At 59.4% G+C, this 13,109-nt stretch carries 11 protein-coding genes; 9 read left to right on the plus strand and 2 right to left on the minus strand.

Features of this window, described 5'->3' with window-relative positions:
* Positions 1 to 8: 8 nt before the first annotated feature.
* Positions 9 to 1,316 (minus strand): hypothetical protein, encoded by a 1,308-nt coding sequence (locus WNZ14_RS12730; RefSeq protein ID WP_342869023.1) that lies wholly within the window; start codon positions 1,314 to 1,316, stop codon positions 9 to 11.
* 504 nt (positions 1,317 to 1,820) lie between these two features.
* Here WNZ14_RS12730 and WNZ14_RS12735 point away from each other — a divergent pair.
* Together WNZ14_RS12735 and WNZ14_RS12740 are read left to right on the plus strand one after the other, a co-directional pair.
* Entirely contained in the window at positions 1,821 to 2,822 is a 1,002-nt protein-coding gene (locus WNZ14_RS12735) for a TAXI family TRAP transporter solute-binding subunit (protein ID WP_342869024.1), read from the plus strand.
* Positions 2,823 to 2,923: 101 nt separating this feature from the next.
* Positions 2,924 to 5,005, plus strand: a complete 2,082-nt coding sequence (locus WNZ14_RS12740) for a TRAP transporter permease (protein ID WP_342869025.1) — start codon at positions 2,924 to 2,926, stop codon at positions 5,003 to 5,005.
* Between the two features lie 283 nt (positions 5,006 to 5,288).
* Here the strand turns inward: WNZ14_RS12740 and WNZ14_RS12745 are convergent, their stop codons facing one another.
* Complete coding sequence (locus WNZ14_RS12745; protein WP_342869026.1) at positions 5,289 to 5,966, minus strand: alpha/beta hydrolase; 678 nt, start codon at positions 5,964 to 5,966, stop codon at positions 5,289 to 5,291.
* A 245-nt stretch (positions 5,967 to 6,211) separates the two neighbouring features.
* On the opposite strand from WNZ14_RS12745, the gene WNZ14_RS12750 reads away from it, so the two are divergent.
* The 7 genes from WNZ14_RS12750 (at position 6,212) to WNZ14_RS12780 (ending at position 13,012) form a co-directional block, all read left to right on the plus strand.
* Positions 6,212 to 7,384, plus strand: a complete 1,173-nt coding sequence (locus tag WNZ14_RS12750; protein WP_342869027.1) for a cysteine desulfurase family protein — start codon at positions 6,212 to 6,214, stop codon at positions 7,382 to 7,384.
* A 151-nt stretch (positions 7,385 to 7,535) separates the two neighbouring features.
* Complete coding sequence (sufB, locus tag WNZ14_RS12755) at positions 7,536 to 9,005, plus strand: Fe-S cluster assembly protein SufB (RefSeq protein WP_342869028.1); 1,470 nt, start codon at positions 7,536 to 7,538, stop codon at positions 9,003 to 9,005.
* 81 nt (positions 9,006 to 9,086) lie between these two features.
* On the plus strand, positions 9,087 to 9,296 hold the full coding sequence (locus tag WNZ14_RS12760; RefSeq protein ID WP_342869029.1) for a hypothetical protein: 210 nt from the start codon (positions 9,087 to 9,089) through the stop codon (positions 9,294 to 9,296).
* Complete coding sequence (locus WNZ14_RS12765) at positions 9,289 to 9,717, plus strand: DoxX family protein (protein ID WP_342869030.1); 429 nt, start codon at positions 9,289 to 9,291, stop codon at positions 9,715 to 9,717. The genes WNZ14_RS12760 and WNZ14_RS12765 overlap by 8 nt, the downstream gene beginning before the upstream one ends.
* Positions 9,710 to 10,465 carry a Fe-S cluster assembly ATPase SufC gene (sufC, locus tag WNZ14_RS12770; RefSeq protein ID WP_342869031.1) on the plus strand — a complete coding sequence of 252 codons (756 nt, stop codon included), beginning with the start codon at positions 9,710 to 9,712 and terminating at the stop codon, positions 10,463 to 10,465. The genes WNZ14_RS12765 and sufC overlap by 8 nt, the downstream gene beginning before the upstream one ends.
* Positions 10,466 to 10,509: 44 nt before the next feature.
* Positions 10,510 to 11,781, plus strand: a complete 1,272-nt coding sequence (gene sufD, locus WNZ14_RS12775; RefSeq protein ID WP_342869032.1) for a Fe-S cluster assembly protein SufD — start codon at positions 10,510 to 10,512, stop codon at positions 11,779 to 11,781.
* Complete coding sequence (locus tag WNZ14_RS12780; RefSeq protein ID WP_342869033.1) at positions 11,774 to 13,012, plus strand: cysteine desulfurase; 1,239 nt, start codon at positions 11,774 to 11,776, stop codon at positions 13,010 to 13,012. Before sufD ends, WNZ14_RS12780 begins: the two co-directional genes overlap by 8 nt.
* Positions 13,013 to 13,109: the final 97 nt, after the last annotated feature.

Below are 13,109 nucleotides of genomic sequence, written 5' to 3' on the forward strand. Positions count from 1 at the left end.
CGGGGGCTTCACGCGGGCGGGCCCTTGCGCGGCGCCTTCACCGACGTGTCGAGGCTGGTGATGTTGGAGTCTGTCCTCCCGCGCTCGTCCTCGATTTCAACCGTCTGCAACGCCTGCTCGACGTCGATCCCGTGGCGGCCAAGGGCGCGCTGTACCTCCAGCGCCTCCAGAAGTTCTGCCGCGGTGATCCGCTGCGCGAATGGCAGGCGCTCCTCTTGGCTCCGGATCGCGCCGTGAACGACTGCCAGGATGAGGACGAGAACGGCGGGAAGCAGGTCGATGGAGATTGCGCCTGCCCAGGCCGGAATGAAATCGCTCGCATAGCGCAGAACAGCTTCTGCGGAAGACAGCGGCACGAAGCGGCGCTCCGCCACCGGCTCTCGCGCCAGAATATCGTCTGCCGCCTGCGAAAGCACCAGTGACTGGGCGGATACCGAAGCGCGGATGGTCTGCATGACCTCGTCCTGGCGGTTCGCAAGACCGGCAGTCTGGCCATCAGCAACCGGCGCGATGAAGCCGAGCGACAGGTCTTCGGCTGCGCGCTTGACCGACGGTGCAATCGAGGTCTGTTCCAGCGAGGTTATGACGCCTGAGAGCGCCACGACTTCGGCAGAGAAGTCGTCGCTGCGCGGCGTAACAGCCCCTGGCGCCGACACAAGCGTGCGCATGGTCGTCAGATGGCTGCGCCCCTGGTCAAACAGCGTCGTGACCCGTTCACGCGAGGCAATGATGCCGGTCTCGAGCTCGCTGAGCTGCGAGGACATCTGCGACAGAAGCTGGACGACGCTGCCGGATCCGGTTGTTCCGGTCAGTGCGCCGTTCTGGCGCTCGTCGTCTGCAAGCCTTGAAAAGCGTTCCGAGGTCCGCTGGATGTCCGGCAGCAGGCTTTGGGCTGCGAGCGCGTTCTGATGCGCCTGGTCGAGGTCGGCCGTGTAGTCCTGCACCGTCTCGGCCAGATGCTGTTCTAGCGCTGCAGACCCGGCAAGGGCTGCCGCGTTGAGCCAGCTCGACATGGCGATGATCATGGCGCAACCCATTGCCATCACGCCGATCAGGGCGCCGCGGGACGCAGCTCCCGTGACGTGCGGATAGAAACGCGCCATGTAGGACCAGAAGGCGTAGATCGCCACCGAGACCGACGCCGAGTAGATGATGGCGGCGAAGAAGATCGAGGTCGGCGAACCGTCGAGGAGACTGCGGACCCCTAGATAGGTATAGACGCCGGACGCGAGAGCCAGGACAGCAAGCGCAAAGCGCGTCATGGTTTCGACGGCGAGGACGCCGTCCTGCAAGCGATGCGATGCGCCAAGCGCCATGAAGACCTCCAAAGGTAACGAATTCTTAACAAGCTCTGAAAAAGGGGGCAAAATGAAGGCTGTAGCCTGTCTTCTTTGCCAGTTCTGCCGTTTCGGTTTACTCGCGCCTTGATTGAGCGTGGCTTTCCCTCAGGCGTGGCCGTCTGTGTGTCTGTTGCGATCTTCTGGCACTTGAGCGCATGCGCAGGTTGCTGCCTGCCCACGGCTGCTGACGCGCCATTATCGCCGTTCGGTTGTTCCTTCGGTAAAAAGCCCCGCCGCGCTTTTTATTTGGCATCAGAGCCTATTTTTACAACGTCCACGCAGGAGCCTTGGGTTTGCCAAGCAACCGTAAATCCGCGCTTTTGGCACCTTTTCTACCGTGCCGTTTGGGTTGCCAGGTGACGTAGTGGCAAATTTGCAAGTTGATCTTCACATCAATGCCGTTAAGCACAGGTGCCTTGCACGGGTGCGGCAACGCAAATAAGCTGCCGAGAAACTGCAAGAGAAAAACAGGGAGTTATCATGAAACATTTCAAATTCATCGCTGGCGCTACGCTGGCCCTCGGCCTGGCGACCTCCGCCGTGGCGCAGGACATGTCTTTCTTCCGTATCGGCACAGGCGGCACCGCCGGAACCTACTATCCAATCGGTGGTTTGCTGGCCAATGCGATCTCGAACCCTCCCGGTTCGCGTCCGTGCGAAGAAGGTGGCTCATGCGGCGTCCCTGGTCTTGTTGCTTCGGCACTGTCGGCCAACGGCTCGGTTGCCAACATCAACGCCATCGCCGGCGGCACTCTGGAATCAGGCTTCGCCCAGTCCGATGTTGCGACCTGGGCCTATACCGGCACCGGCATCTGGGATGGCAAGCCCGCTGTTGAAAAACTGCGCGCGATTGCCAACCTCTATCCCGAGAGCATCCACCTGGTGGCAAGCGCCGGGTCCGGCATAAACAGCGTTGCAGACCTCAAGGGAAAGCGCGTTTCGCTTGACGAGCCAGGCTCCGGCACCCTTGTCGACGCCCGCGTTATTCTGGAAGGCTACGGCCTGTCGGAAGCTGACATTACGCCCGAATTCCTCAAGCCCGATCAGGCTGCAGACCGGATGCGTGACGGCGCCATGGACGCGTTCTTCTTCGTTGGCGGCTATCCGGCCGGCGCTATTGCCGAGCTCGCCAGCCAGCATGACGTGAAGCTGGTTCCGATCACCTGCGACGAAGCTCCGTCAATCTGTGAGCAATACACGTTCTTTGCATCCGACACCGTTCCGGGCGGCACCTATGAAGGCAATGCGGATGACGTGAAGACGCTCGCAGTTGGTGCGCAGTGGGTCACCAGCGCCGATCAGCCGGAAGACCTGATCTACGGCATCACCAAGGCACTGTGGAACGACAACACCCGCAAGCAGCTTGATGCCGGCCACGCCAAGGGCAAGGCCATCACCGCGGAAACCGCGCTTGACGGCGTCGGCATACCGCTGCATCCGGGTGCAGAGAAGTTCTACAAGGAAGCAGGGCTTCTGCAGTAGGACTAAGACCGGTTGCGTCTTGAACAAGAGCGATCTCCAAGGGGCCGCGCATAAACTGCGCGGCCCTCAGTTTCTAAAGCTCTCAAAAGGTGGTGGGGCCCATGAGTGTGGATAAGCAAAAGCCGGAATCAGCCGATGACACCCGTCAACTGACCGCGGATGAATTGCAGGCGATCGAAGAGACCTACGATCCTGAGCTTCGCTTTCGCGTTCTTGTCTGGCCTTTGACGATAATTACGGCGGCAATCCTTTTCCTGCTGTCGTGCTACCACTATTATACCGCAGGTTTTGGCATCCCGCAGGCCACCGTGCATCGCGGTCTCCATCTCGGTGTCACGCTGCTTGTTGTCTTCCTGAGCTTTTCGGCTTTCGGCAAGAAAGAGATGAAGCCGGGTGCGCTGACACCTTTCGGATTGCCGCTCGTGGACTGGGTTCTCGGCATAGCAGGGTTGATCGCGGCACTCTATGTGCCCTGGATCTACAGCGAGCTAGCCTTCCGTGTCGGAAATCCACTGCCCATCGACGTCGTCATGGGGACGATCCTGATCGTAGTGCTTCTGGAAGCGGTGCGCCGCTCCATGGGCTGGCCGCTGCCGGTCATTGCCCTTTTGTTCATTGCCTATGCCTATTTCGGAAAGTCGATGCCCGGCATTTTTGTTCACCCGGGTGCGAGCTGGTCGAATATCGTCAATCACCTCTATCTGACTTCTCAGGGCATTTACGGCACCGCGCTCGGGGTTATTGCCACCTACGTGTTTCATTTTGTGCTGTTCGGGGTGATGGCGACCCGAATCGGGCTTGGTCAGTTGTTCATCGACGTGGCATCCGCGCTCGCCGGTCGCTACGCCGGCGGACCCGCCAAGGTATCCGTCCTGTCGTCGGCGCTTCTGGGTTCGATTTCGGGGTCATCGATCGCCAATACCGTGACCACCGGTGCGTTGACCATTCCCGCCATGATCCGGATCGGCTATCCCCGTCACTTTGCAGCAGCCGTCGAAGCTGCGGCTTCGACCGGGGGGCAGATCACGCCGCCGGTCATGGGTGCAGTCGCCTTTCTGATGATCGAATATCTCGGCCTGCCGTTGACCACCATTCTGACAGCTGCCCTGGTTCCCGCCTTCATGCACTTTTTCGGCGTTCTGGTGCAGGTGCATCTGGAAGCCCGGCGTCTCGGCCTCCGCGGCCTGTCTGCTGCTGAACTGCCCAATGCCTGGAAAGTCCTGAAAGAAGGCTGGCTGTCGGTTTTTCCTCTCTTCGTTCTGGTCGCCATCCTGTTGTCCGGGCGCACGCCTTTCTCTGCGGCCTTCTGGTCGATCACGGCCTGTATCGGCGTTCTTGTGATCCAGCAGGTTCGGGCAGGCGGTATCGTTGATGGCCTGCGCGGCACATTCCACGGCGTATCAGAGGGCTTCATCCTTGGAGCCAAGCAGTCGCTTTCCGTGACCGCTGCCGCAGCACTTGTGGGAGTGGTGATCGGAGTGGTGACACTGACCGGCGTCGGCTTCAAGATCGCCTATATGGTCACAGGCATTGCGCAGGACTGGGCTGGTTCCATTCACAGCCTACTGTCATTCCTGCCTTTCGAGCTGATGGGCGTTCCGACGCTGACACTGCTCTTCACCCTGATCCTGACGGCGATCGTCTGCATCCTGATGGGCTGCGGCATTCCGACAACCGCGAACTACATCATCATGGTCGCTGTTGCCGCGCCAATCCTTGGCCTTCTGGGGGTCCAGCCACTGGTCGCGCACTTCTTCGTCTTCTACTACGGAGTGCTGGCAGATGTGACGCCTCCGGTTGCCATGGCTGCCTATGCCGGCGCCGGCATTGCCAATGCCAATGCCTTCAAGGCCGGCAATACAGCCTTTAGGCTCAGCATGGGCAAGGCGCTGGTGCCCTTCGTGTTTGCCTTCCAGCCGGCGCTGCTGCTGGTCACCGACAACTTTACCTGGACAGCATTCTTCCTCGCTTTCGGCGGTACGGTGCTGGGGATCTGGGCTCTGGCTGCAGCGGTGTCCAATTGGCTTTTCGCGCCGCTTCGCTGGTATGAACGCATCGGGCTGGTTCTGGCGGCCATCCTGCTGGTTGCGCCTGATTTGGTGGCAACGGTGGTCGGCCTTCTGCTCGTTGCACCGGTCGCTGCAAGGCAATTGCTACAGAAGCGTCGTGCAGCGCCTGGCTAGGGGCGTCCTGTCACAAATCTGGATCTCGCCATGACAGGCTTTTGTTCCGAGCATCAGCCTGTCAGCATGTCGAAATGCAAAGGGACCGGCACGGTCTGCTTGCAGAGCTGTAACACTTTGAAATGATGCATGTCGGTATCCGCCAGTTTCAGCTTTCAGCCCCATCGATTCGCCCCGATCAGCAGACCCTGACCCAGCCCGTATTCCGGTACCCAATTCACACACAAAAAAGGCATGGCGGATATCCCCGCCATGCCTTTGCAATCAGCTCTGTTTGATGCGTCTAGCGCAGGCGCTTGGCGGCCGTTTCGGGCACCAGTTCCCCGGCCAGGCGGCGGTCGAGGTAGTCTTCGCACTCGCCCATCAGTTCATCCACCTTGCCGGTGAAGAAGTGGTTTGCGCCGGCCATTGTCTTCTGGGTGATCAGAATGCCCTTCTGCAGCTTGAGCTTTTCAACCAGGCCGTTGACGTCCTTTTCAGGCGCGACCTTGTCGGCGTCGCCGTGAATGATCAGCCCCGACGACGGGCAGGGCGCCAGGAACGAGAAGTCATAGGTGTTGGGCTGTGGCGCAATCGAGAAGAAGCCCTCGATTTCCGGGCGGCGCATGAGCAGCTGCATGCCGATCCAGGCGCCGAAGGAGTAACCGGCGACCCAGCAGCTTTTCGAATCCGGATGCAGGCTCTGCACCCAGTCGAGCGCACCGGCGGCATCGGAGAGTTCGCCTGCGCCGTGGTCGAAATCGCCCTGGCTGCGGCCGATCGAGCGGAAATTGAAGCGAAGTGTCGTAAACCCGCGCTGCTGGAACATGTAGAACAACTGATAGACAATCTGGTTGTTCATGGTTCCGCCAAACTGCGGATGAGGATGCAATATGATCGCGATCGGGGCGTTCTTTTCCTTGCCCGGCTGGTAGCGGCCTTCGAGGCGACCCGCAGGTCCGTTGAAAATGACTTCAGGCATTGATACTCCATGCATGGGCTGGGTTCGCGCGGCCTGCCGTCCGGATTGTGGATGGCGACAGGTGGTTGGATATCGCTTCCGCGCCCTTGACTGGGGCAGGGCGGCTCCCTAGAACCTAGTTTAGAATAGTTCGAAACTGCAGCGTGATCGCTGAAAGTTTGTGTGTCTTACGGCATCGGGTACAGAAAATTCAAGAAAAATGCGTCTGCCGAACCGGCTGATCGCATTTGCAGGCAAAGAGAAACATGGCCAAAGGGCGTCTTTATTTCGATCATAACGCGACTGCGCCGCTTCTCACGGTGGCGCAGACAGCGATGATCGATGCGATGCAGCTGCCCGGAAACCCGTCCTCGGTTCATGCCGAGGGGCGCAAGGCCCGTGTGGTTGTTACCAACGCTCGCGAGTCGGTGGCGCGGCTGTGCAATGTTCCCGCAGCCCACGTCACGTTTTGCTCTGGTGCGACCGAAGCTGCCAATCACGTGCTGACACCGGATTACCGGATGGGACGATCGCCGGTTCGGGTATCGCGGCTGTTGGTTTCAGCCGTTGAGCATCCTGCATTTCTGGCGGGCGGACGCTTTCCGGCAGACCACATCAGCGTGCTCGCGGTTGATGCTGAGGGACGACTTGATCTTGAAGGTCTCGCCAAGGCCTTGGCTACACATGATCAGTCAAGCGGCCAGGCGATGCTGGGGCTGCAACTGGCCAACAATGAAACTGGCGTGATCCAGCCGTTCCTGGAAGCTGCAGAGATTGTCAAAGCCCATCACGGGCTTATGGTTGTTGATGCGGTGCAGGCTGCAGGCCGTCTTCCGCTGGCGCTTGATGCGCTCGGCGCCGACTTCCTGATTCTCTCCGGTCACAAGATCGGCGGTCCCAAGGGCATCGGCGCGCTCGTGAGTGCAGGTGAAACGCTGATGCCGGCACCGCTGCTGCGTGGCGGCGGCCAGGAAAAAGGCCATCGCGGCGGAACCGAGAACCTGATTTGCATCGCAGGCTTTGGTGCGGCGGCTGAGGCGGCGCGCGAAGCGCTGGGCGATGTCGACTGTATTGCCGTGTTGCGTGACAGGATGGAAGCCGGGTTGCGCGATCTGGCTCCCGATGTGATCCTGCATGGCGTAACCGTCGACCGTCTTGCCAACACAAGTTTCTTCTCGCTTCCGGGTTTGAAAGCCGAGACGGCTCAAATTGCCTTCGATATGGAAGGCGTTGCGGTTTCGGCGGGGGCAGCCTGTTCGTCGGGCAAGATCGGGTTGAGCCACGTGCTTGAAGCCATGGGCGCAGACGCCGATCTCGGTGCAATCCGGATCAGTCTGGGCCGTGAACACACAGAAAATGACATTGAGCGGTTCCTTGAAGCGTTCAAAGCGATTAATACCCGGCGGATTGCCCGCATGGCAGCCGCCGTGGCCGCATGACGCGGCAACGAAATCTGTCCACGAGAGTGGGATATTTTGCGGACTATATGGCGTAGACAGGTGTCACGCCCTACATAGTGACCACCCATTTGGGTAAGTCACACGACGTTAACAAGCTGCCGGCCTTGACCCGGCGAGATTGGAGAGCGCCATGCCTGCAGTGCAGGAGACCATAGATCAGGTCCGTCAGATTGACGTCGACCAGTACAAGTACGGTTTCGAGACCGTTATCGAAAGCGATACCGCACCGAAGGGTCTTACCGAAGACACCATCCGGATGATCTCGGCCAAGAAGAACGAGCCGGAATGGATGCTGGAATGGCGTCTGGATGCGTTCAAGCGCTGGCTGACGCTCGAAGAGCCAAGCTGGGCACGCGTCCATTATCCGAAGATCGATTTCCAGGACATTCACTATTACTCGGCGCCCAAGAGCACGGCTGGTCCGACATCGATTGACGATGTCGATCCTGAGTTGCTGCGGGTCTATGAGAAGCTCGGCATTCCTCTGCGCGAGCAGGAAATCCTGGCCGGTGTGCAGAAATCCAAGATCGCGGTTGATGCGGTGTTCGATTCGGTCTCGGTCGTCACCACGTTCAAGAAAGAGCTGTCGCAGGCCGGCGTGATCTTCATGTCGATCTCGGAAGCCATGCGCGAGCATCCCGAACTGGTGCAGAAGTATCTGGGCACCGTGGTTCCGGTGACTGACAATTACTACGCCACGCTCAATGCGGCGGTATTTACCGACGGATCGTTCGTCTACGTGCCCAAGGGCGTGCGCTGCCCGATGGAGCTGTCGACCTATTTCCGCATCAACGAGAAGAACACCGGCCAGTTCGAACGGACGCTGATCATCGCCGAAGAAGGCGCTTACGTGTCCTATCTCGAGGGCTGCACAGCGCCTCAGCGCGACGAGAACCAGCTGCATGCGGCTGTCGTTGAGCTCGTCGCCATGGACGACGCCGAGATCAAGTATTCGACGGTGCAGAACTGGTATCCGGGCGACAAGGACGGCAAGGGCGGGATCTACAACTTCGTCACCAAGCGCGGCGATTGCCGCGGCAAGAACTCGAAGATCTCATGGACCCAGGTTGAAACCGGGTCCGCGATCACCTGGAAGTACCCGTCCTGCATTTTGCGCGGCGATGGCTCTCGCGGCGAGTTCTATTCGATTGCGGTGTCGAACGGCTACCAGCAGATCGATTCGGGCACCAAGATGATCCATCTCGGCAAGAACACCTCCAGCCGGATCATCTCCAAGGGGATTTCCGCGGGGCATTCGTCCAACACCTATCGCGGCCAGGTTTCGGCCCACCGCAAGGCGTCGAATGCGCGCAATTTCACCCAGTGCGACAGCCTGCTGATCGGCAATGACTGCGGTGCGCACACGGTGCCTTACATCGAGGCAAAGAATTCGACCGCGCAGTTCGAGCACGAAGCCACGACGTCGAAGATTTCCGAGGACCAGCTATTCTATTGTCTGGCCCGCGGCATTCCCGAGGAAGAAGCTATCGCGCTGATCGTCAACGGGTTCGTCAAGGAAGTCATTCAGGAGCTGCCGATGGAGTTTGCCGTCGAAGCCCAGAAGCTGATCGGCATCTCGCTTGAGGGAAGCGTCGGTTGATCCTTAAGGAGATGTAGCCGGGCCGGATGCAACGCAGCCTGCGGCCCGGGTGAAATGCTAGCGAATGATTGGATATCCGCCATGAAATTGAAAGCAGAAACCAAGGTCGAGATCGACAAGCTGAAGAAGCGTTACAAGGATCTGGGCGGCTCGATTGATGATCTGCTTGAGGCTCTTTCCCGGGGCTCCACGACAAGTGACGAGGTGCTGAGCCGGGAGTTGACGAAAGCACGCATGGAACTGTCTTCCATCGCGCGGCGACTGCAGGGTCTGCAGACCGACGATGACTGAGACGGGTTACGCCGACCGCGCAGGCGCCGGGATGTTGGCAGTGGCGCGGTTGGCCTTCGGAGTGTTTTTTGTGGGCTCGGCGGTGCTGAAGCTCATGGCCACGGGGACCATGGTGAAGATGCTCGGCGGCGCTGGCTTCGCGCATCCGCTGCCATGGATCTGGTTTGCCGCCCTTAGCCAGTTGGCAGGTGGCATGGCGCTGATAGTCAACCGTCTGGTGCGGTTGGCTTGTATTGGCCTGATCGTCTACGTGACGCTGGTCAATGTCATATTGCATGGGTTCTGGACCCTCGACGGCGAAGCCGCGTCGATCCAGTTCCAGTTGTTTTCGAAGAATCTCGGCATCATTGCCGGCCTTCTGGCCATTGGTGGTGTTGCAGGGACCTGGGGCTTGGCCCGCAAAGAGGTAAGTTATGCTTGAAATCAAAAACCTTCGTGCCCGCATTGCCGAAGACGGCACAGAGATCATTCGCGGCCTGAACCTGACGGTCAAGGCCGGCGAAGTCGCCGCCATCATGGGGCCGAACGGCTCAGGCAAGTCGACGCTGTCCTACATTCTTGCCGGCCGTGACGACTATGAAGTCACCGAAGGTGACATCCTCTACAATGGCGAGAGCATTCTTGAGCTCGACCCGGCCGAGCGCGCTGCCAAGGGCATCTTCCTGGCGTTCCAGTATCCGGTCGAGATCCCGGGTGTCGCCACCATGCAGTTCCTCAAGGTGGCGATGAACGAGCAGCGCAAGGCGCGCGGCGAGGAAGAGCTGAAGACACCGGACTTCATCAAGCTGGTCAAGGAAGCCGCCGCAGGCCTTCAGATCGACATGAACATGCTCAAGCGTCCGCTCAATGTCGGGTTTTCCGGCGGCGAGAAGAAGCGCGCCGAGATCCTGCAGATGAAACTGCTGGCGCCGCAGCTGTGCGTGCTCGACGAGACCGATTCAGGCCTCGACATCGATGCGCTGAAAATCGTGTCCGACGGTGTCAACGCGCTTCGCTCGCCGGACCGTGCCGTCATTGTCATCACCCACTATCAGCGCCTGCTCGAGTACATCGTGCCTGATAGCGTGCATGTGCTTTACAAGGGGCAGGTGATCAAGACCGGGTCCAAGGATCTGGCGCTCGACCTCGAAGCCAATGGCTATGCCGGGATCATCGAAGCCGCCGCTTGAAGCGACGCGAAAAAAGACGGGCCGCAAGGCCAGGAGAGACAGGCATGAACATGCAGACAAAGCCGCCACACACCGCCGCTGAACAGGCGATACTCGACAGTTTCGCCGAAATGATCGGTCAATTGCCGGGTGACGCGCCGGTGACTGCTGCGCGCGACAGGTTGCTCAGCGACATCAGCAATGCCGGCCTTCCAACCCGACGGATCGAAAGCTGGCATTACACGGACCTTCGCAGCCTGCTGCGCGACGTGCCAAAGCGGAGCAGCGGGTCGGCCAGAAAGCTTGAGCCTCTGGTTCGCGGCAGTGTGGTGCTGCCGGTGGTTCAGGGCCTGAGTTCGGATATGAGCGCGCCTGCGGGCGTGGATCTGGAGCCGTACCTCGATCTTCTGGTCTCCGGTGCCGCAGCGAAAAGTCTTGTCGGGCGTGGTTCGGATGATCTGATTGGGAAGCTCAATGGTGCCTTCGTTCAGGACGGCTACAGCTTCTCGATAGCTGCTGATCAGGCAATCGAAGAGATAATCGAAATCCAGTCGGTCCAGTCCGGCGGTCAGGTGCATAACCGGTTCGTGGCGGCTTTCGGGGCGAACGCCAAAGCGACCGTGATTGAACGCCATCTGGGTGATGAGGGTGAGGCGGGGTTGTCGACGGCTGTCACCACGCTTGATCTGGCCAATGGAGCTGAAGCGACCTGGATCATCCTGCAGGGCTGCGGCCAGCACGACCAGCATCTGGGTCAGCTCAATGCACGGCTCGGCGCGGATGCAAAGCTCAAGCTCTATGTGATCAATGCCGGCGGCAAGCTGGTGCGGCAGGAGCTGCACGTCGAGGCTGCGGGCGAGGGATCGCATCTTGATCTGCGCTGCGTCAATCTTTTGGCAGGCGACAGCCATACCGATGTGACGCTGACACTCGGACACAACGTGCCCAACACCACCTCATCCGAGATTATCCGCAATGTGGTGCTGGACCGCGCACGCGGCGTTTTCCAGGGCCAGATCAGGGTTGCACAGATCGCGCAGAAAACCGACGCGCAGATGGCTTGCAACACGTTGCTGCTGTCGGATGAGGGCGAGTTCGCGGCCAAGCCGGAGCTCGAGATTTTTGCCGATGACGTGATCTGTGCCCATGGCGCCACCGTCATCGATATCGATCACAATCACCTGTTCTACCTGATGGCACGTGGCATCACCGAGAAATCGGCGCGCGGGCTTCTGGTCAATGGTTTTGTCGATGAGCTGATTGGTGAACTCGACAATGAAGAACTGGTTGAAGTGCTTGAAACGCTTATAGAACAATGGCTTGCTGACCATGGCTGAGGCTCTGAATCAGGATTATGATGTCGATGCCGTACGCAAGGATTTTCCGATCCTGTCGCGCATGGTGCATGGCAAGCCGCTGGTCTATCTCGACAATGGCGCATCGGCACAGAAGCCGCAGGTGATGATTGACGCGGTCAGCCACGCCTATTCAAACGAATATGCCAATGTGCACCGCGGCCTGCATTTCCTCTCCAATGCGGCTACCGACGCCTATGAGAACGCCCGCGAGATCGTGAAGCGTTTCATCAATGCGCCATCGGTCGACAATGTGGTATTCACCAAGTCGACCACAGAGGCGATCAACACGGTCGCCTATGGTTACGGCATGCCGAATATCGGTGAAGGTGACGAGATCGTCATCACCATCATGGAGCATCACTCCAACATCGTGCCATGGCATTTTCTGCGCGAACGTCAGGGTGCGAAGATTGTCTGGGTCGGTGTTGATGACCAGGGCACTTTCGATCTGGACGATTTCCGCAACGCGCTCACAGACCGGACAAAGCTGGTTGCGGTGGCGCACATGTCGAACGTGCTCGGCACCGTTGTTGATGTGAAGGAAGTCTGCCGCATTGCACATGAGCGCGGCATCAAGGTTCTCATCGACGGCAGTCAGGCGGCCGTGCACATGCCGGTCGATATGCAGGATATCGACTGCGACTGGTACGTGATGACCGGTCACAAGCTCTACGGTCCTTCGGGCATCGGCGTGCTCTATGGCAAGACAGATGCGCTTAAATCGATGCAGCCTTTCATGGGCGGCGGTGAGATGATCATCGATGTGAGCGAAGACGCTGTCACCTACAATGATCCGCCGCACAGGTTTGAGGCAGGCACGCCGCCGATCGTGCAGGCGATCGGGCTGGGTGCCTCGCTCGAGTACATGGAGAAGCTTGGCCGTGAGCGGATCGCTGCGCACGAAGCCGATCTCGCAGCCTATGCCTCAGAGAAGCTCTCGGCAGTCAATGCGCTCAGGCTGATCGGCACCGCGCCGGGCAAGGGTGCGATCTTCGCCTTCGAGATAGAGGGCATCCACGCCCATGATATCTCGATGCTGATTGACCGCTCCGGCGTGGCCGTGCGGGCGGGCACCCATTGCGCCCAGCCGCTGCTGAAGCGTTTTGGTGCGACGTCCACTTGCCGTGCCTCGATGGGGCTTTACAATACGCGTGCAGAGATTGATGTGCTGGTTGAGGCACTCGACAAGGCACGTGCGTTTTTCTCCTAGACCTTGTCTGGACCAGACAAGGTCTTATTTTCGTGTTTTTGTTTGTCTCGTCGGGAAAACCGGTTCCCACTTTCCCGGACAAACTCTTTAAGGATAT

The sequence above is a fragment of the Hoeflea sp. AS60 genome, assembly GCF_038900115.1.
Classification (GTDB): domain Bacteria; phylum Pseudomonadota; class Alphaproteobacteria; order Rhizobiales; family Rhizobiaceae; genus Hoeflea.

Coding starts and splice junctions, on each gene's coding strand:
- WNZ14_RS12730 (WP_342869023.1), bottom strand. CDS start 1,316: ATGGCGCTTGGCGCATCGCATCGCTTGCAGGACGGCGTCCTCGCCGTC.
- WNZ14_RS12735 (WP_342869024.1), top strand. CDS start 1,821: ATGAAACATTTCAAATTCATCGCTGGCGCTACGCTGGCCCTCGGCCTG.
- WNZ14_RS12740 (WP_342869025.1), top strand. CDS start 2,924: ATGAGTGTGGATAAGCAAAAGCCGGAATCAGCCGATGACACCCGTCAA.
- WNZ14_RS12745 (WP_342869026.1), bottom strand. CDS start 5,966: ATGCCTGAAGTCATTTTCAACGGACCTGCGGGTCGCCTCGAAGGCCGC.
- WNZ14_RS12750 (WP_342869027.1), top strand. CDS start 6,212: ATGGCCAAAGGGCGTCTTTATTTCGATCATAACGCGACTGCGCCGCTT.
- sufB (WP_342869028.1), top strand. CDS start 7,536: ATGCCTGCAGTGCAGGAGACCATAGATCAGGTCCGTCAGATTGACGTC.
- WNZ14_RS12760 (WP_342869029.1), top strand. CDS start 9,087: ATGAAATTGAAAGCAGAAACCAAGGTCGAGATCGACAAGCTGAAGAAG.
- WNZ14_RS12765 (WP_342869030.1), top strand. CDS start 9,289: ATGACTGAGACGGGTTACGCCGACCGCGCAGGCGCCGGGATGTTGGCA.
- sufC (WP_342869031.1), top strand. CDS start 9,710: ATGCTTGAAATCAAAAACCTTCGTGCCCGCATTGCCGAAGACGGCACA.
- sufD (WP_342869032.1), top strand. CDS start 10,510: ATGAACATGCAGACAAAGCCGCCACACACCGCCGCTGAACAGGCGATA.
- WNZ14_RS12780 (WP_342869033.1), top strand. CDS start 11,774: ATGGCTGAGGCTCTGAATCAGGATTATGATGTCGATGCCGTACGCAAG.